Annotated in this window: 14 protein-coding genes; 9 read left to right on the top strand and 5 right to left on the bottom strand. The window is 48.1% G+C overall.

What is annotated here, in order from left to right; genetic code table 11:
* Positions 1–14: 14 nt before the first annotated feature.
* The 6 genes from M0413_RS14680 (at position 15) to nagP (ending at position 9309) form a co-directional block, all read left to right on the top strand.
* Positions 15–2705: a beta-N-acetylhexosaminidase gene (locus M0413_RS14680; RefSeq protein ID WP_249554751.1), complete on the top strand. Its 2691-nt coding sequence runs from the start codon at positions 15–17 to the stop codon at positions 2703–2705.
* Between the two features lie 221 nt (positions 2706–2926).
* Complete coding sequence (nagK, locus tag M0413_RS14675; RefSeq protein WP_047534403.1) at positions 2927–3835, top strand: N-acetylglucosamine kinase; 909 nt, start codon at positions 2927–2929, stop codon at positions 3833–3835.
* Positions 3836–3893: 58 nt separating this feature from the next.
* Positions 3894–4892 carry a glucosamine-6-phosphate deaminase NagB-II gene (nagB-II, locus tag M0413_RS14670; RefSeq protein ID WP_047534407.1) on the top strand — a complete coding sequence of 333 codons (999 nt, stop codon included), beginning with the start codon at positions 3894–3896 and terminating at the stop codon, positions 4890–4892.
* Between the two features lie 42 nt (positions 4893–4934).
* A complete protein-coding gene (nagA, locus tag M0413_RS14665) occupies positions 4935–6071 on the top strand; it encodes an N-acetylglucosamine-6-phosphate deacetylase (RefSeq protein WP_249554749.1) in 1137 nt (378 codons plus the stop codon).
* A gap of 137 nt (positions 6072–6208) precedes the next feature.
* Positions 6209–7396: a transmembrane glucosamine N-acetyltransferase NagX gene (nagX, locus tag M0413_RS14660; RefSeq protein ID WP_249554747.1), complete on the top strand. Its 1188-nt coding sequence runs from the start codon at positions 6209–6211 to the stop codon at positions 7394–7396.
* A gap of 605 nt (positions 7397–8001) precedes the next feature.
* Positions 8002–9309 (top strand): N-acetylglucosamine MFS transporter NagP, encoded by a 1308-nt coding sequence (nagP, locus tag M0413_RS14655; RefSeq protein WP_172589575.1) that lies wholly within the window; start codon positions 8002–8004, stop codon positions 9307–9309.
* A 92-nt stretch (positions 9310–9401) separates the two neighbouring features.
* Here nagP and M0413_RS14650 read toward each other — a convergent pair whose 3' ends face one another.
* From M0413_RS14650 to aptA, 4 genes are all read right to left on the bottom strand, one after another.
* Positions 9402–10124 carry a TorF family putative porin gene (locus M0413_RS14650; RefSeq protein WP_249554745.1) on the bottom strand — a complete coding sequence of 241 codons (723 nt, stop codon included), beginning with the start codon at positions 10122–10124 and terminating at the stop codon, positions 9402–9404.
* A gap of 179 nt (positions 10125–10303) precedes the next feature.
* Positions 10304–10675: a cupin domain-containing protein gene (locus tag M0413_RS14645; protein ID WP_144376125.1), complete on the bottom strand. Its 372-nt coding sequence runs from the start codon at positions 10673–10675 to the stop codon at positions 10304–10306.
* Positions 10676–10688: 13 nt separating this feature from the next.
* Entirely contained in the window at positions 10689–12179 is a 1491-nt protein-coding gene (locus tag M0413_RS14640; protein ID WP_249554744.1) for a CoA-acylating methylmalonate-semialdehyde dehydrogenase, read from the bottom strand.
* Between the two features lie 51 nt (positions 12180–12230).
* Positions 12231–13571: an omega-aminotransferase AptA gene (aptA, locus tag M0413_RS14635; protein WP_055648316.1), complete on the bottom strand. Its 1341-nt coding sequence runs from the start codon at positions 13569–13571 to the stop codon at positions 12231–12233.
* A 281-nt stretch (positions 13572–13852) separates the two neighbouring features.
* Here aptA and M0413_RS14630 point away from each other — a divergent pair, with 281 nt between their 5' ends.
* Positions 13853–15349 (top strand): aldehyde dehydrogenase, encoded by a 1497-nt coding sequence (locus M0413_RS14630; protein ID WP_249554742.1) that lies wholly within the window; start codon positions 13853–13855, stop codon positions 15347–15349.
* Between the two features lie 287 nt (positions 15350–15636).
* Complete coding sequence (locus tag M0413_RS14625) at positions 15637–16065, top strand: OsmC family protein (RefSeq protein WP_249554740.1); 429 nt, start codon at positions 15637–15639, stop codon at positions 16063–16065.
* A 92-nt stretch (positions 16066–16157) separates the two neighbouring features.
* Here the strand turns inward: M0413_RS14625 and M0413_RS14620 are convergent, their stop codons facing one another.
* Complete coding sequence (locus M0413_RS14620) at positions 16158–16778, bottom strand: TetR/AcrR family transcriptional regulator (RefSeq protein ID WP_140907386.1); 621 nt, start codon at positions 16776–16778, stop codon at positions 16158–16160.
* A gap of 624 nt (positions 16779–17402) precedes the next feature.
* On the opposite strand from M0413_RS14620, the gene M0413_RS14615 reads away from it, so the two are divergent.
* On the top strand, positions 17403–18641 hold the full coding sequence (locus M0413_RS14615; protein WP_249554738.1) for an efflux RND transporter periplasmic adaptor subunit: 1239 nt from the start codon (positions 17403–17405) through the stop codon (positions 18639–18641).

Raw genomic sequence — 18641 nt, 5'->3', positions numbered from 1 at the left:
AGAAAAGGAATATCATGAATAAAACGATTGCCGCCACCGCCATTTTATTTGCATTAGGTTTAAGTGCTTGCAGCCAAGCGCCTAAAACAGTGAATGTGCCAGTGCCAAGCTCAGCCGAGCTCGCCACGCCTGCGTCATTAACCCAAGCGCAATTGCAGCAGTTTGGGGATACCTTGGGCGTGAGTTATCGCGTGCTCACTAACAGGCCCGATAATAACTGTGATAAAGCCGCCGCTGAAGGTCGTTGTTTTGTGGCTGAAATTGATTTTGTCCCTGGCGTTGATCTCAAAGGTCACGACTGGGCGATTTATTTTAGCCAGATGCGTCCGGTGCAATCGGTTGAAGGCAAAGAGTTTTCCATCACTCATATCAAGGGCGATCTTTATCGGATAACGCCTACTGAGGCATTCAGCGGTTTTAACAAAGGGGTTAAAAAGACCTTAAGGTTCCGTGGTGAGCTTTGGCAATTGTCCGAAACCGATGCCATGCCAAACTACTACATCGTTGCTGGGGATTTATCGCCAGTGGTGATTGCCAGCACGCAAGTGCAGCAAGATCCTGATACTCGAATGGAAGTGCGTCCCTATGTTGAGCCGTTCACCGATATGGTGAAACAGTATCGCCGCACTGATGCGGATAAATTAGTGCCTGCGACCGCATCACAGCTATTTAGCAACAACCAAAATGTCAGTGAAGATGCCAGCTTAGCGGTCAATACCATTATTCCTTCGCCGCAAAAAGTGACGATCCATTCTCACGATAAAGCGGTATCACTCACCTCTGGCATTAAATTGGATGTCGCGTCAGTATTGAGTCCATCCGCTGAAAATCAGTCTTTTAAAACCGAGCAAGTGGCTGCGGCGCTTGAACGCTTAGCACGTTTGGGTGTTAAAGAGTCAGACCAAGGCTTAGTGGTGAAACTGAGCTGGCGCCAAGGCGCAGAGAGCAGTTATCTGCTGGATATCAAACCTGATGGTATCAAGGTTGCCGCAGGTGATGCGGCAGGATTTTCCTATGCGTTATCATCGCTTGCCAGTTTGATTGATGTGCAGGATTTGCGCGTAAATGCGATGACTATTGAAGATAGCCCAAGATATCCATTCCGCGGTATGCATATCGATGTGGCCCGTAATTTCCACAGTAAGGCGATGATTTTTGCACTGATAGATCAAATGGCGGCTTACAAACTCAACAAATTACATCTGCATATGGCCGATGATGAAGGTTGGCGCTTAGAGATTGATGGCCTGCCTGAACTGACCGATATTGGTAGTAAGCGTTGCCACGATCTTGAGGAAACTACCTGTTTGTTACCGCAGCTTGGCAGTGGGCCTGTTGCGGAGTCGAGCGTTAATGGTTTCTATAGCAAACAAGACTATATCGATATAGTCAAATACGCCGATGCCCGCCAAATTCAAGTGATCCCTTCGATGGACATGCCTGGCCATAGTCGCGCAGCGATAAAATCCATGGAGGCGCGTTACCGTAAATTACTCGCCCAAGGTAAGCCTACGGAGGCGAACACCTATTTGTTGTCGGATGCGGCTGATACGACTGTGTATTCTTCGGTGCAGTATTACAACGACAACACCCTGAACGTCTGTATGGAATCGACCTATCAATTTGTCGATAAAGTGATTGATGAAATTGCCAAATTACACCAAGCCGCGGGTCAACCATTAACTCGATACCATATCGGCGCCGACGAAACCGCTGGGGCGTGGAAGCAATCTCCTGAGTGTTTATCCTTTGTAGCCAATAACGATAAAGGCGTGAAATCCATCGAGGATTTAGGCGCTTACTTTATTGAGCGGATATCGAATCAACTGGCGGAAAAAGGCATTGAAGCCGCAGGTTGGAGTGATGGCATGAGCCATGTTCGCCCAAGCTATATGCCTGCTAAAGTCCAATCCAATATTTGGGATGTGATCGCCTATAAAGGATATGAGCATGCCAATCAGCAAGTGAACAACGGTTGGGATGTGGTGCTCTCTAATCCTGAAGTGCTTTATTTTGATTTTCCCTACGAAGCCGATCCTAAAGAGCACGGCTATTACTGGGCAAGCCGCGCCACCAACGCGCACAAAGTGTTTAGCTTTATGCCGGATAACTTAGTGGCGAATGCGGAGCAGTGGACCGACTTGCAAAATCTGCCTTTCGAAGCCGACGATAGGGCAAGAACCGATGAGAAAGGCAAAAAATCTGGACCACGGGAGCAAGGTAAAAACTTTGCTGGTTTACAGGGGCAGTTGTGGAGTGAAACCATTCGCAGCAACGATACCGTTGAGTACATGATTTTCCCTCGTTTATTGATGCTGGCTGAGCGTGCTTGGCATCAAGCAGAGTGGGAAGTGCCTTACCAATATCAAGGTGCATTGTATAACCAAAGCACTGGGCACTTTACTGCGGCAATGCGTGACGCGCAGGCACAATCTTGGCAGCAAATGGCCAACACATTAGGGCATAAGGAGTTTATTAAACTCGATAAGACAGGTATCGATTACCGAGTGCCGACTGTAGGTGCCGAGATCCGTGACGGTAAACTGTTTGCCAACGTGGCTTATCCAGGACTTAAGATTGAGTGGCGACAAGCGAGTGGGCAATGGCAATCCTATCAAGCAGGGCAGGCGGTAACTGCGCCCGTTGAGATCCGTGCTATTGCTGCTGATGGTATCCGCAAAGGCAGAAGCTTAATCGTTAATTAATCTGTTATGTATCTGGCTGTATTTTTAAAGAAAAATACAGCCTTTTTCTTTTCACTTTCAGTCAATTCTTTCGCCTGACATTTGATTAGAAATTGCTTCAAAAAGTAAATGACAACGCTGTCATTTTTGCTGTAACATTGAGTTAACTAAAGTTAGGTGTCGTATTAACGGCATAAGTATAAGCAACGGTAGCGCTGCATTAAGAGATGAAGAGGGATGTCATGGGGTTAGTCCAGACAAAAGATCAACAACTGTTTATCGGTGTTGATGGGGGCGGCAGTAAGTGCCGAGCCACTATCTATACTGCGGACGGTACCGTTTTAGGGACAGGTGTTGCTGGGCGCGCTAATCCGCTGCATGGTCTTGCACAAGCATTTGCATCGATTGAAGCATCGACTCGCCAAGCTCTGTTGGATGCGGGCATGAAGGAAACCGATAGCCATTTACTCGTCGCGGGCTTAGGGCTGGCGGGAGTCAATGTGCCGCGCCTGTATCAGGACGTGATCAGCTGGCAGCATCCGTTTGCTGCCATGTTTGTCACAACGGATCTTCATACCGCTTGTATCGGTGCACACCGCGGCGCCGATGGTGCGGTGATCATTACGGGTACGGGTTCTTGCGGTTATGCCCATGTAGGTGATGACAGCTTAAGTATTGGTGGCCACGGTTTTGCGCTGGGTGATAAGGGCAGCGGTGCTTGGCTTGGCTTAAAAGCCGCCGAGCATGTGTTACTCGCCCTCGATGGTTTTGCCGCGCCGACTGCTTTAACCAAGATGCTGTTAAACCATTTTGGGGTAAGTGATGCCTTGGGCATCGTCGAGCATCTCGCCGGTAAGTCTTCGAGTTGCTATGCCGAATTAGCCAGAAGCGTACTCGATTGTGCAAACGCGGGTGATGAAGTCGCTCGCGGGATTGTGCAGGAAGGAGCCGATTACATCAGTGAAATGGCACGCAAGCTGTTTAGCCTCAATCCAGTGCGATTCTCGATGATCGGTGGCCTTGCCGAACCTTTACAGGCGTGGCTTGGCAGCGATGTGGTGGCCAAGATTTCTGAAACCTTAGCGCCGCCAGAATTGGGTGCCATGTACTTCGCTCAGCAGCAATTTAACTCAGTCAACATTAATGAATAAGCCGTTTTAGCGCATCAGTGCTAAAGCAATACCCGTATTGATTTGTAAGGTAAATAACATGACAAACACTATTATGGAGCAAGAAGCTCGCACCGCGCCGCAGAAGATTGCGGGTCAGTTAGCCGCTAACGCCGATTTAATGCAGCAGTTAGGTGAAAAACTGCGTGCTTTCGATCCCCGTTTTGTGATGATTGTGGGCCGTGGTTCATCGGACCATGCGGGTGTATTTGCTAAATATCTTTTTGAAATTGAAGTCGGCGTGCCAACGTTTGCCGCCGCGCCATCTGTGGCCAGCGTTTACGGTAAAACCTTGAAGTTAGAAGGCGGATTAGTGATTGTGATTTCGCAATCTGGCCGCAGCCCTGATATTTTAGCCCAGGCGCGTATGGCGAAAAACGCTGGCGCGTTTTGTGTGGCGTTAGTGAACGATGAAACCGCTCCAATTAAGGATATCGTCGATGTGGTGGTGCCATTACGCGCCGGCGAAGAGAAAGCCGTTGCCGCAACAAAGAGCTACCTTGCAACTCTGTCGGCGATTCTACAATTAGCCTCGGCGTGGACGCAGAGCGAATCCCTTGCCGCAGCAGTTAACTCATTACCGCAAGCACTGCAAACTGCGGTTGATGCTGAGCCACAATTGACTCCAGCATCGGTTGAAAACGTGAAAAACTTAGTCGTGTTAGGCCGTGGCTTGGGTTATGCGGTGTCTAAGGAAATTGCGCTTAAGTTAAAAGAAGTGTGCTCAATCCACGCTGAAGCCTTTAGTAGCGCAGAGTTTCTCCATGGTCCCGTGACCTTAGTTGAGAAAAAACTCACGATTGTGGATGTGTGCATTGGCGATGAGTCTTACGCTAGCCATATCGAACAGATTGAAAATGTGAGCCAACGTGGTGCCGATTTAGTCCATTTAAATCAAACATCGACGGATATTCATCCACGTGTGGCGCCGTTAGCCCTGCTACAACGTTTTTATATTGACGTGGCAGCCGTCGCTATTGCCCGTGGTATTGACCCTGACCAACCCGCAGGGCTGAAAAAAGTCACTCAAACGCTGTAATGGCTGGCCGTTATCGCCGCGTTAATTTGAAAAGAGGTTTGGATGAAATTCACCTTAATTGCCGAGCAACTGTTTGATGGTGAAGCCTTCCATCGGGATGTGCCAGTCACCATTGAAGATGGGCTGATAGCCAGCTTAGACACCGCATCGGGTGCTAAGGAAATTCGCTACCCAGGCACCCTAGTGCCAGGGTTTATCGATGTGCAAGTTAACGGCGGTGGCGGCGCGTTATTCAATAGCAGCCCAACGGTTGCTTGCATTGAAACCATAGGCAAGTCGCATGCTCGCTTTGGTACCACAGGCTTTTTACCCACGCTGATTACCGATAATGTGCAGGTGATGGCTAAGGCGGCCGATGCGGTTGCTAGTGCGGTCGCGCAAAAGAGCGCAGGTGTATTAGGGGTGCATTTCGAAGGTCCGCATTTGTCTGTACCTAAAAAAGGCGTGCATCCACAAGGTTTTATCCGTGGGATCACCGAGGCTGAACTGGCGATTTTTTGCCGTCAGGATTTAGGTATCCGCGTTGTCACCTTAGCGCCTGAAAATGTCTCGCCCGAGGTGATCCGCCTGTTGGTGGCGTCGGGCGTTAAAGTGTGTTTGGGCCACTCCAATGCGGACTACGATACCGTTGTTGCAGCATTAGCGGCTGGGGCGACAGGTTTTACCCATCTATATAATGCGATGTCACCCTTAGGTTCCCGCGAGCCTGGTGTGGTGGGCGCAGCGATTGAGAGCGAAACCGCTTGGTGTGGTTTGATTGTCGATGGTCATCATGTGCATCCCGCTGCAGCTCGTGTTGCCCTACGTGCCAAACCTCGTGGCAAAGTGATGTTGGTGACCGATGCTATGCCGCCTGTGGGTCTGGATGATGAAACCAGTTTTGAGCTGTTTGGTACTCAGGTGCTGCGTGTCGGCGACAGATTAAATGCGGTGACGGGTGAACTGGCTGGCTGCGTGTTAGATATGGCAAGTGCGGTCCATAATACGGTGAATATGCTAGGTTTGCCGCTCGGTGAGGCCTTGCGGATGGCATCTTTGTATCCAGCCGAGTTCCTTGGCATTGCCGAGAGCGTCGGTCGGTTAGCCGTAGGGCAGCGTGCCGATTTAGTGCTGCTGGATAATCAGCATCAAGTGCTGGCCAACTATATTGCTGGAAATGCGGTTTATGTTCGCCCTTAGTGTGTTGAGTCCGTAAAGCGTTCACCTTGGCCCTTGTCGTATTTTGATGACAGGGGCTAAGTTTTTTTATTGTACAGTCTGCATTTTGCTCTACATCTTGAAAAATAATTTAAATAACAATAATAAAGGATAATGGTATGAGTACGACTGCGCCGGAATCTGTCGCCAATACGGGCGTTAATGCTCAGGATGCTGCCGCGAAAAAGCGTCAGCCAAAGCCAAGATTGATGTCCCTCGATGCCTTGCGCGGCTTCGATATGTTTTGGATTTTAGGTGGCGAAGCCCTATTTGGCGCCTTGCTTATTTTGACTGGCTGGGCGGGCTGGCAATGGGGTGATACCCAAATGCATCATAGTGAGTGGAATGGCTTTCGCTTCTATGATTTGATTTTTCCGCTGTTTATTTTCCTCTCCGGTGTTGCCCTTGGATTATCGCCAAAACGCTTAGATAAACTGCCGATGCATGAGCGCCTGCCTGTGTATCGTCATGGCGTTAAGCGGCTGTTTTTGCTATTGTTGCTTGGTATTCTTTATAGCCATGGTTGGGGAGCGGGAGCACCTGCCGACCCTGAAAAAATCCGTTATGCTAGTGTATTAGGCCGTATTGCCTTTGCGTGGTTTTTTGCCGCCTTGCTGGTGTGGCATACCCGTTTACGGACCCAAGTGCTGGTGGCTCTAGGCATATTAGTGGCCTATGGCGCGGCGCAACTCTGGTTACCGTTTCCTGGTGGACAGGCGGGTGTGTTATCACCCACTGAGTCAATCAATGCTTATGTCGACAGCCTGTTATTGCCGGGTGTGAGCTATCAAGGACGAACCCCCGATCCTGAAGGCCTGTTATCGACACTGCCCGCCGTAGTCAATGCCTTAGCGGGTGTGTTTGTCGGTCACTTTATTGTGAAATCTCATCCTAAAGGTGAGTGGGCTAAAGTCGGCATATTGAGTGTTGCCGGTGGTGTTTGTTTAGCCTTAGGTTGGTTGCTTGATGGGGTCATTCCCGTCAATAAAGATCTGTGGACAAGCTCTTTTGTGTTGGTTACGAGCGGTTGGAGCATGCTGCTGTTAGCACTGTTTTATGCCCTAGTGGATGTACTGAAATGGCAAAAGCTCGCCTTTGTGTTTGTGGTAATAGGTACTAACGCCATCATTATTTATCTTGCCTCCAGCCTAGTGGATTGGAAGTATATCGCCCAGAGTATGTTCGGTGGCGTTATCGCGGCATTACCGGAAAATGCTCAGCCCTTAGCGGCCGTGATTGGTTTGCTCACCGTTCAATGGTTAGTGCTGTATTGGATGTATCGTCGCAATATTTTTGTGCGGATTTAATCTTTCGTTATTTTGTGCTTTCAACAGGCCGCAGAGTAAACTCTGCGGCTTTTTTATTTCACATGAGTTATTCGTCGTATGTGTCTTTTGCTTTAATACCAATCGTATTAAATATCTGTTCATTCAGCGGGAATTCAACGCGCTTTAGACAAGGCGAAGGCTTGAAGGCATAGTGGTGCTCTGTCGAAAGCCTTAAACGCAGTATAAAGCGTGTTGAGACCCGCCCTTTGGGAGCCACACAGGCATTCCACTCCGGTGTTACATTGACTTAAAAGGGAATGACCATTTCTGCGTCAATGCGCCTTGGATTGAAATGCCTGTGAGGCTCTGAACTGATTAGATATTTAATGTGATTGGTATAAATCAGTAGTGAGTGAAAGTTTAGGAGCCACAGTGGCGTTTAACGCGGTATTTTAGGATTAAATTGCAAATGACAGCGTTGTCTTTTTGTGTTGTTTGTTTTAACATCACTGAAACAATGGTGAGTTCGAATGATAACATTAGCCATTGCAGATGAGTTGCAATAGGGATGTGTGCAATACTCAGCGGATTTTTGTCCCGCAATCACCTTAAAATTAATTACTATAAGAAGCAGGTTTATGGAAATGACACTCGATAAAAGCCAGCAGAAAAGCAGTTTTATCCCCATGGCGATAGTGGCAGCACTCTTTTTCATCCTCGGGTTTGCAACCTGGTTGAATGGTTCTTTAATGCCCTATTTAAAACAAATTTTGCAACTCAATCCCTTCCAAGCTTCATTAATCCTGTTTTCTTTCTATATCGCGGTGACCTTTACTGCACTGCCCTCGGCGTGGCTTATCCGTAAAGTGGGCTACAAAAATGGGATGGCCTTGGGCATGGGCGTGATGATGCTCGCGGGTTTACTGTTTATTCCAGCGGCGAAGACCCAAGTCTTCGCCCTATTTTTATTTGCCCAATTAGTTATGGGGGCGGGGCAGACGTTACTGCAAACCGCAGTAAATCCTTATGTTGTTCGTCTTGGGCCTGAAGAGTCAGCGGCGGCGCGTGTTAGCGTGATGGGTATTTTGAACAAAGGTGCGGGGGTGATTGCACCGTTAGTGTTCTCAGCGTTGATTTTAGATAGTTTTAAAGACCGTATCGGCACAACATTAACGCAAGTACAAATTGATGAAATGGCCAATAGTTTGGTTTTTCCTTACTTAGGCATGGCGGTGTTTATCGGTGTTTTAGCCTTGGCGGTGAAAAAATCCCCATTACCAGAATTATCTAATGAAGATGAAGTCGCTGAGCATACAGATAAAAGCCAGATTAAAGCGGCGTTATCTCACCCTAACTTAGCATTTGGTGTGTTGGCATTGTTTGTGTACGTAGCGGTAGAGGTGATCGCTGGCGATACAATAGGTACCTTTGCGTTATCTTTAGGCGTTGAGCATTACGGGGTCATGACCTCATACACTATGGTTTGCATGGTGCTGGGTTATACGCTGGGGATTATCCTTATCCCTCGCATTATTTCTCAACCGACAGCGCTGATGATTTCCGCAATTTTAGGCATATTACTCACCTTAGGCATTCTGTTTGGGGATAACAATTCCTACGCTATTGCTAACACTTTGTTGGTGCCTTTTGGGGGCGTAGCTTTACCTGATACCTTGCTATTGATTGCTTTCTTAGGATTAGCCAATGCGATTGTGTGGCCTGCCGTATGGCCTCTTGCTTTGTCGGGCATGGGCAAATTGACGAGTACGGGTTCTGCGCTCCTTATCATGGGGATTGCCGGCGGTGCCTTTGGTCCAGTGTCTTGGGGGTTAATGAGTTCGGCAACGGATATGGGGCAGCAGGGCGGGTATATGGTGATGTTACCTTGTTATCTGTTTATTCTCTTCTATGCAGTCAAAGGCCATAAGATGCGCAGTTGGTCTTCAAATTAATAATACATTCATGACAAAAATAACTAAGCCCTCGAAAGAGGGCTTTTTAATGACTTTTGTACTAGGGTGTTTTGTCTAATGAGATAACCCTATTAGAAAGCGTAACTAACGCTCGCGAGGACGGTATCGTCGTTTTGGTATACACCGTCGGAGACTTTTTGATCGCCACTTAAATCTGTGCCAAGCCAAGCAAGTGAAAGGCCAAATCCCATTAATTCCGTGGAGACACCAACAGAATAGTCGGAGTAACTATCGAAGCCTTCACCATCATCTAATGCATCGCCAACGTTGTAGCCGTAATGCAGATCGAGATTCCAGTTTTCGACAAACTCATAGGAATAATTGACTTCACCGTAGTGGTAATCTAAATCAGTGCCACCGTAGTCATTGGTATACCAATAGGCTACGCGAAATCCGCTAAACTCGACGCCAGCCGTTACTTCAAAATAGCCAAGACCACTCTCGCCCGAATAGTTATAGCGGTTCAGTGTCACGTCGTAGCTGACGTTATCACTGATATCACCACCGTAGGCAACATAGAAGTCATACTCAACATCTGGGCCATTATAACCAGGTTCATCAAAGTCGACGTTACTGGCCCAGGCGCCGACGGAAAATCCTGATTCAAAACTCCAGTCTATTCCACCTTGTACAGCGGGATCTCCAGCGGTTTGCGAGACACCGCGGAAGCGATAATCGTTAGTTAAGCTAATCTCACCAGACACTTCTGCACTGGCTATGCTGGAAAATAAGCTGGTAGTAAGCGCGAGTCCAGCAAGTTGTGCTAGCCGTTTTTTCTGTAGGTTGTTATTCACGGTATTTCTCCCATTTTCTTGATTGACACGGATGCACAAGCTTCTTTTATGTTTTAAAACAGGTTTGTACATCCGATAATTTGCCAAACAACAGCCAAGGAAACTCCGTTGCTGTGACCTCATGGCGGTAAAGCTAACTCACTTTAACTTTGTTCATTGAGGCAAAATGCACCTCTGTATTACTGTGAGTTTTGTTCGAAGATGACATACACCTTGCGACAGGGGGTGACGACTTGCCACACACCTTGAAATCCCGCTGGAATAATAAAGCGATCACCTACGCTAAAGGTTTGAGATTGTCCCTCAAGATCGGTGATCACACTGGTTCCTTCGAGAATTTCACAATACTCATATTCAGTGTAGTTGATTTTCCAAGCGCCTGATTCACTTTGCCAAATTCCACTATGGAATTGATTACAAGGGCTAGAATAATGATTTTGTAATTGCTGGGTGGGATTGCCTGCAATACGCTTTTCAGGGGCGACTTGATAGCTTTCCACTGGCGGTTGTGCGCTGGCAAAGCGAATGATTGATGTGACGCTCACTGTCATAAATGGCTCCGGATTATTTCATGGTGGGCATAACAAACTCAGCTTGAGTCTGTTTGCCTACAGGCCAGCGAGCGGTAATGGCTTTGCGTTTGGTATAAAAACGAACACCATCAGGGCCATGCATATGCAAAGGTCCAAAGAGTGAGCGTTTCCAGCCCCCAAAGCTATGGAAAGCCATAGGTACGGGGATTGGCACGTTAACGCCGACCATACCCACCTGCACATGGTGACAAAAATGACGGGCAGCCTCACCGCTTTGAGTAAAGATCGCCGTGCCGTTGCCAAATTCATGTTGGTTGATAAGTGTAAGTGCACTGGGATAATCGTTGACTCGAACAATAGATAGCACAGGACCAAAGATTTCTTCGCGATAGATCCGCATATCCGGCGTGACATGGTCGAATAAACAGGCCCCTAAGAAGTAACCTTGTTGATGATCGGCAACGGTTAATTGTCGGCCGTCTACCAGTAAGGTTGCTCCTTCCTGAACTCCAGTTTCTACATAGTCAGTGACTTTGGCTAAGTGTTGTTTGGAAATAAGGGGGCCCATTTCCATCTCTGGCGTGAGACCATTGCCCACTTTTAATTGTTGGATTTGCGGTAATAACTTGTCGACCAGTTTGTCACCCACATCGCCCACAGCCAACACCACCGATATCGCCATACAACGCTCGCCCGCACTGCCGTAGGCCGCGCCCATCAGTGCGCTTACCGCTTGATCTAAATCCGCGTCTGGCATCAGCAGCATATGGTTTTTGGCACCGCCTAAGGCTTGTACTAGTTTACCGTGTGTGGATGCGGTGCTGTAGATATACTCAGCGATTGGAGTGGAACCAACAAAGCTTATGGCTTGCACATCTGGATGAGTGAGCAGGGTATCGACGGCCTCTTTGTCGCCATTGATCACGTTAAACACTCCATCAGGTAAGCCAGCTTGTTTGAGCAACTCGGCAATCCGCATCACTGAACTTGGATCTTTTTCTGAGGGTTTCATAATAAAGGTGTTGCCGCAGGCAATGGCGATTGGGAACATCCACATGGGAACCATCACGGGGAAGTTAAAGGGCGCTATGCCAGCGACAACACCTAAAGCTTGATTAACGGACCAGGAGTCCACACCACCGCCAACCTGTTGCGTGTGTTCCCCTTTGAGCAAGTGTGGGATACCACAGGCAAATTCAACGACTTCAAGGCCGCGGATAAGCTCTCCTTTAGCATCATCGAGCACTTTGCCGTGCTCTAGGGTGATGAGCTGCGCCAGTTCATCCATATGCTGCTCGACTAACGCTTTGAATTTAAAGAGTACACGAGCGCGATTAAGGGGCGTTACCTGTGACCAAGCGTCAAAAGCCGTTTTGGCGCTGGCAATAGCGGCAGCGACTTCATCGCTGCTGGCGAGGGATACTTGACCTCGGCATTCGCCGGTGGCTGGTTCAAAAATATCTTGGCTTCTTGTACTCGCTGGAGTGTGTTGGCCATTCACATAGTGGGTAATCTTAAGCATAGCTAACCTTTATTTTCCCTAATTTCTGGGCGTGTGATTGAAAATTGTGCATCATCCAACGGCATGAATGGCATCGCTGAGACTATTTACCATTTGGTCAATTTGATGTTTATCAACAATGAGTGGTGGGGACATGGCGATAATATCGCCCGTTGCCCGCACGAGCGTGCCTTGATGAAAACAGCGCTCGAACACCCGATAACCGCGTTTGCCAACGCCTTCGTTATTAGGCGCAAGCTGGAAACCCGCAACTAATCCGGTGTTGCGAATATCAATCACATTGGGTAACCCTTTGAGGCTATGAACGGCATCCTCGAAATAACGCTCAAGTTCGAAGCTGCGTTCAAACAACTGCTCATTTTCGTAGATTGAGAGCGTGGCGAGTGCTGCGGCGGCAGCGACTGGATGGCCCGAATAGGTATAACCGTGGAAAAATTCAATCAGTTCGGTTGGCCCTTGCATGCAAGTATCGTGGATATAATCCTGCACAAACACGGCGCCCATGGGGATGGCGCCATTATTAATGGCTTTAGCTGTGGTGATTATGTCGGGGATAACGCCCCAACGTTGGCTGGCGAATGCGGCACCTACACGGCCAAATGCGGTAATAACTTCATCAAAAATCAATAGGATGCCGTATTTTTGGGTAATTTCGCGTAGGCGCTTTAAGTAACCTTGTGGTGGTAAAATCACCCCTGCCGAACCCGACATGGGTTCAACAATAACGGCAGCAATATTTTCGGCGCCATGGAGTGTGACTAATTGTTCTAATACCTCTGCTTTTTCAGCACCGAGGCTTGGTAAGCCACGACTAAAGGCGGAATGTTGAATGTCTAAGGTGTGGGGCAGGTGATCCACTCCTTGCAATAGCTGGCCGCTGAAGGCTTTACGGTTATTGCTTAAACCACCCACCGAGATCCCACCAAATCCTACGCCATGGTAACCCATTTCTCGGCCAATAAAGCGGGTGCGTGACGCTTGGCCATTAGCTCTGTGATAGCAAAGTGCCATTTTAAGGGCGGTATCAACCGACTCAGAGCCTGAGTTGGTAAAGAATACTTTGTTGAGTCCTTCTGGACTCAGTTCGGTTAAACGTTCGGCCAGTTCAAAAGCGATGGGATGGCCCATTTGGAAGGAGGGGGCGTAATCCATTTCTCGAATTTGTTTGCTGACGGCCTCACTGATCTCACGTCGACCATGACCCGCATTACAACACCATAACCCCGCGGTTGAGTCTAATACCTTGTTGCCATTGATATCGGTGTAATACATGCCTTCAGCTTTGGCGAGTAATCGAGGGCTCGCTTTAAATTGGCGATTGGCGGTAAAAGGCATCCAATAGTGTTCAAGTGAAGGATGCTCGTGGGCGAGATTGTTGGGTGAGTCGGCCATAGATGTTTACCTTGTCCTTTTCCTTGTTAAATGGGGTCAGGTCTTCGTTAAGGGTGGCTAATATTTGCTATGCTATGTTAGAAATAATGAACATGGAAGAGGCGTGTGCAGTTATTTGTGGCAAAAATGCTATTTTTGTAAAAAATATTGAATTTTGATGTCTTAAAAGCGTAATCTAGGCAGCAGTTACAGCCTTAGGTCATCTTTGGCAGTTGTTAGTCGAGATAGCCCTTATCCCAATAAAGATAAAATAAACGAATACAAACGATTAAGAGGTCATCATGAGTACACCTAAAACACGGAGCGATTGGGAAAACCTCGCTGCAAGCCTAGCAATCAATGGCAAGGCTTTTATTAACGGCGAGTATCGGGATGCGGCATCAGGCAAAACCTTTGATTGCATCAGTCCAATCGATGGTCGTTTATTAGCGCAAGTCGCCAGTTGCGATTTGCTAGACGCCAATATCGCCGTGGCTAATGCTCGTGAGGTTTTTGAGTCTGGGGTATGGTCAAAGGCTGCGCCTGTTAAACGTAAACAAGTGATGATCCGTTTCGCTGAGTTATTGGAAGAAAATGCCAATGAACTCGCGCTGTTAGAAACCTTGGATATGGGTAAACCGATACGTTTTTCAAAGGCGGTAGATATTGCCGGCGCTGCCCGTGCCATTCGTTGGTCGGGGGAGGCCATTGATAAACTCTACGATGAGCTGGCGCCGACGGCACATAATGAAATCGGCATGATTACTCGCGAACCCGTGGGCGTGGTGGCAGCGATTGTGCCTTGGAATTTCCCGCTGCTAATGGCCTGTTGGAAGTTAGGCCCAGCACTCGTGACGGGGAACAGTGTTATCCTTAAACCCTCTGAAAAATCACCGCTCACCGCCATTCGTATTGCCGAGCTTGCCGTTCAAGCTGGGATCCCTAAAGGTGTACTAAACGTGCTCCCCGGTTATGGCCATACCGTCGGCAAAGCACTGGCGCTGCATATGGACGTGGATACCTTAGTCTTTACTGGCTCAACAAAAATCGCTAAGCAATTAATGATTTATGCGGGCGAGTCGAATATGAAGCGGGTCTGGTTAGAGGCGGGCGGTAAAAGCCCGAACATCGTATTTAACGATGCGCCTGATCTTAAAGCCGCGGCTGTGGCTGCCGCTGAAGCCATTGCTTTTAACCAGGGTGAAGTTTGTACTGCGGGCTCACGCTTGCTGGTGGAAGCTGGTGTTAAAGATCAGCTGATTGCACTTATAGCAGAAGAGCTCGCTTCGTGGCAGCCTGGGCATCCACTGGATCCAGCTACCGTTAGCGGCGCTGTGGTCGATAAGCAGCAATTAGATACCATCTTAAGCTATATCAAGGCGGGCCAAGATGAGGGCGCGAGCTTAGTGCATGGTGGACAACAAGTGCTGGCCGAAACGGGCGGTGTGTATGTGCAGCCAACGGTATTTTCAAATGTGAAAAACCAAATGAAAATTGCCAGTGAGGAAATCTTTGGCCCTGTATTATCTGTCATTGAATTCAATGGTATGGAGGAGGCGATAGCGATCGCTAACGATACCATTTACGGCTTAGCGGCAGGTGTTTGGACAGCGGATATCAGTAAGGCGCATAAAACGGCTAAAGCATTGCGTAGTGGTATGGTGTGGATTAACCATTATGATGGCGGTGATATGACGGCACCTTTCGGTGGTTATAAGCAATCGGGTAATGGCCGAGATAAATCTCTACACTCCTTTGATAAATACACTGAAATCAAGGCAACGTGGATAGTGCTATAAGTGGATAGTGCGATAACGCTTTAACGCATACTTGGGCCTCTTTCAATGTTATTGGAAGGGGCCTTTTATTGCCTTTTTTACTTCGATGTTTTGGATTTTCATTGGTTTGCTGTGCAGAATAACTGACATTTATCGCGATTTTATTAAAACCTTACACTCTAGATATCTAGGTTAAACCCATACACCGACTTCCTAACCTGACTTTATAAACTGTGATCTTCGCTTGTGACTTTTCATGTTAACACTATTAGAGTAATCTGATTGAAAAAAAACTAATGGAGTTTGTTATGGCTGAAAAAGTTGTTGAAGTCACCACACATATGGGAAGCGGTTGGAAGGTTACAGCGCAGGTGCGGGAGCATTTGCTGGTTATTGATCAACCCAGCGCTACCAATGAAGGAGCTAACCCCTTAGAGACCTTTTTATTCTCGCTTGGTGGCTGTATTTCGGCGATAGCTAAGATGGTTGCGCGTGAACGTAATATCACTATTCACCGGTTTGATGTGCATGTGAGAGCCGTGATGAATTCGGCGGGATTATTAGGCCAACCCTCGGACGATCCTGTTGGATTTAAAGAAATCGCCATCAATGCCAGCATAGACGCCGACTTAACCGACGCACAAAAGAATGAGTTTTTAGATACTGTGTGTAATCGTTGTCCCGTCCATGACAATCTGCTGCGTCCAAGTCTGGTCACTCATCAAGTCCAGTGTTAACTCGATACTCATCTCGATTTTTTAGCGTCTTAAAAGCATAAACCCCAGTGTTCACTGGGGTTTATGTCAATCGTTATATGCTAATCGTGCTATTACGGGTTATTTTTCGGAAAGTTAGCTAATACTAACTCAGCCACTTTACGTAATTCATTGGGGCAAATGCCATTGGTTGCTTGTACGGCCATGCCTTGTAGCACTGTGCCAATGTATCGAGATAGCAGCAGTGGATCGGCATCTTCGGGGAGATCGCCCTCATCCTTTGCGCGTTGCAGGCGTTCGCATAATGCTTGCTCACCATCACGGCGACGGGTGATCAGGGTTTCTTTAATGGCTTGTCCAGCTTCACTACAGGCGAGAGCGCCTTGGACAATCAAGCAGCCATGGGGTTGGTTTTCATCTACTAAGGAGGATGCTGCGCCATAGAGCATGGACTCAACCACTTGATAGGCTGTTTCTTTTTCAAGCGAAGGATAGAAAAATGCACAGGGGCGCTGCTCGTATAACTCGATCGCTTTCAGAAACAGCTGCTCTTTGTTACCAAAGGCGGCATATAGGCTGGGTTTGTTGATGCCCATGGCCTGAGTGAGATCGGTTAACGATGTACCTTCAAAACCTTTACGCCAAAAGACTTCTAAGGCTTTGGCCAATGCATCGTCGGCATCGAAGGCTCGTGGGCGACCTACGCAGGGCGTCTGGGTGACGGTTGACATCATTAGGCTCCTCAATTCTCAATTGCCCCTAGGATAGACATGGGTTTAGCTCATGTCCAGCCACTCTTGCCTGCTGTCTGCGGTTTAGGTGCGTAACTCTCCAAAATATATCGTCCATTCAAGCCCACATAGCACGTTCGCTGTGGCTAGGGCGTGTTGACGTTTCAGGGTTATTTTTGCAGCAGTTTGGCTGGCGTTTATGCAAGGTAAAGTCCGTACAGTGTAGTTATTCTACATAAACGGACGATAACGCAGCAGAAACGCCAGCCAAACGCTGCCCGAAGGGTTCGTCTAGCAAGCTCGTTCTCTTTGTCACTCGTCATTTGAGTAGAATAACTACACATCATTCCTCGTTTCGCGAGCACGTGCTTGCCAGAACGAACAAAATCTAATCTCGAAACGTCAACACGCCCTAATTACCTCAAAGGCTTAACTGCATGGTTTCAAGCTGTCACAAAAATTAAATACCTATCGGTACAAAATAAGTTGACAGGGTCATTTTACACTATATATTACCGCTCAGTACATAATATTTTTTACCAGTCGGTATTTATTGGTGTTGACCGAGTGTCCATCATTGATGTCTGTCTTAAACGAGATAAATGCCTGCCACATGAGGATTGTAAGATGAAAAGTAACCCACCTTTACGGATATTGATGTTGACTGCCGTGGCGGCGTTTGTCCTTTCGGCCTGTGGTGAACCAGCTGCACAGCAAAGCCCTGCTCAAGGTGCACCTAAGGTCGATGTTGCGCAGGTATTGCATGAGCGCGTTACCGAGTGGGATGAATTTACTGGTCGTTTGCAGGCGCCAGAAAGTGTGACCTTAGTGCCACGTGTGTCTGGCTATATCGCGTCGGTAAACTTTAAAGAAGGCGCCTTAGTGAAAAAAGGCGATGTGCTATTCCATATCGATGCGAGTGTGTTCGAAGCGGAAGTGGCCCGGTTAAAAGCAGATCTTGCTAGCGCGCTCTCTGCTGAGCAACTGGCCGCTAACGACTTAGAACGTGCCCGCAAACTCTTTGCCCAAAAGGCGGTATCTGCAGAATTACTCGATACCCGTGAGTCTAACAAACGTCAAACCACGGCGGCCGTAGCCTCTGTGAAAGCGGCGCTGCTGCGCGCCGAGTTGGACTTAGATTACACCCAAGTGCGCGCGCCGATTGATGGCCGAGCCTCCTACGCCAATGTCACTGCGGGTAACTATGTGTCTGCGGGGCAGAGTGTATTAACCAGCTTAGTGTCGACCGCCAGCATGTATGCCTACTTCGATGTGGATGAGCAAACCTATCTGAAATACGTCAAGTTAACTGCCGAGAAAAAGCGTAACGACCCTCGTGCAGGCGATAATCCCGTGTATATGGCACTGGCTAACGAACGCGAATATCAACACATAGGCCTAGTGGACTTTGTTGATAACTCGATGGACAGACAGACGGGCACTATTCGAGTCCGTGCCACGTTTAGCAATGAAGACAACAGCTTGCTCCCAGGTCTGTTCGCCAGATTACGTACCGCAGGTAGCGGCGCCTACGATGGCATCTTAATCGACGATAAAGCCGTGGGTACGGATCTGAACAATAAGTTCGTCTTAGTGGTGGCAAACGATGGCACCGTGGAGTATCGCGGTGTCACCCTAGGTGAAAAAGTTCAAGGTTTACGCATTGTTAAGCAAGGTTTAGCGGCAGACGACAAAATCGTCGTCAATGGCATGCAAAGGGTTCGTCCTAAGATGCAAATTGAGCCACACCTGGTCGATATGGCCGACAGCGAACAGCTAGAGGCGCTTCGTCAAGCTCAATTACTACTTGATAAACATCAAGAAAATATCACCACCCCAGACGTTGAAGTAGCGAGCCGCGGTTAA

The sequence above is a fragment of the Shewanella sp. 8A genome (assembly GCF_023475945.1).
GTDB lineage: Bacteria > Pseudomonadota > Gammaproteobacteria > Enterobacterales > Shewanellaceae > Shewanella > Shewanella xiamenensis.
Note: the sequence above shows the minus strand (reverse complement) of the source record. Positions and strands in the feature narration are given on the sequence as shown.

Excerpts from the sequence above, each read along its gene's own strand:
- nagK (WP_047534403.1), top strand. The coding sequence starts at position 2,927 with ATGGGGTTAGTCCAGACAAAAGATCAACAACTGTTTATCGGTGTTGAT.
- M0413_RS14640 (WP_249554744.1), bottom strand. The coding sequence starts at position 12,179 with ATGCTTAAGATTACCCACTATGTGAATGGCCAACACACTCCAGCGAGT.
- nagX (WP_249554747.1), top strand. The coding sequence starts at position 6,209 with ATGAGTACGACTGCGCCGGAATCTGTCGCCAATACGGGCGTTAATGCT.
- aptA (WP_055648316.1), bottom strand. The coding sequence starts at position 13,571 with ATGGCCGACTCACCCAACAATCTCGCCCACGAGCATCCTTCACTTGAA.
- M0413_RS14625 (WP_249554740.1), top strand. The coding sequence starts at position 15,637 with ATGGCTGAAAAAGTTGTTGAAGTCACCACACATATGGGAAGCGGTTGG.
- nagB-II (WP_047534407.1), top strand. The coding sequence starts at position 3,894 with ATGACAAACACTATTATGGAGCAAGAAGCTCGCACCGCGCCGCAGAAG.
- M0413_RS14645 (WP_144376125.1), bottom strand. The coding sequence starts at position 10,675 with ATGACAGTGAGCGTCACATCAATCATTCGCTTTGCCAGCGCACAACCG.
- M0413_RS14620 (WP_140907386.1), bottom strand. The coding sequence starts at position 16,778 with ATGATGTCAACCGTCACCCAGACGCCCTGCGTAGGTCGCCCACGAGCC.
- nagP (WP_172589575.1), top strand. The coding sequence starts at position 8,002 with ATGACACTCGATAAAAGCCAGCAGAAAAGCAGTTTTATCCCCATGGCG.
- nagA (WP_249554749.1), top strand. The coding sequence starts at position 4,935 with ATGAAATTCACCTTAATTGCCGAGCAACTGTTTGATGGTGAAGCCTTC.
- M0413_RS14680 (WP_249554751.1), top strand. The coding sequence starts at position 15 with ATGAATAAAACGATTGCCGCCACCGCCATTTTATTTGCATTAGGTTTA.
- M0413_RS14615 (WP_249554738.1), top strand. The coding sequence starts at position 17,403 with ATGAAAAGTAACCCACCTTTACGGATATTGATGTTGACTGCCGTGGCG.
- M0413_RS14630 (WP_249554742.1), top strand. The coding sequence starts at position 13,853 with ATGAGTACACCTAAAACACGGAGCGATTGGGAAAACCTCGCTGCAAGC.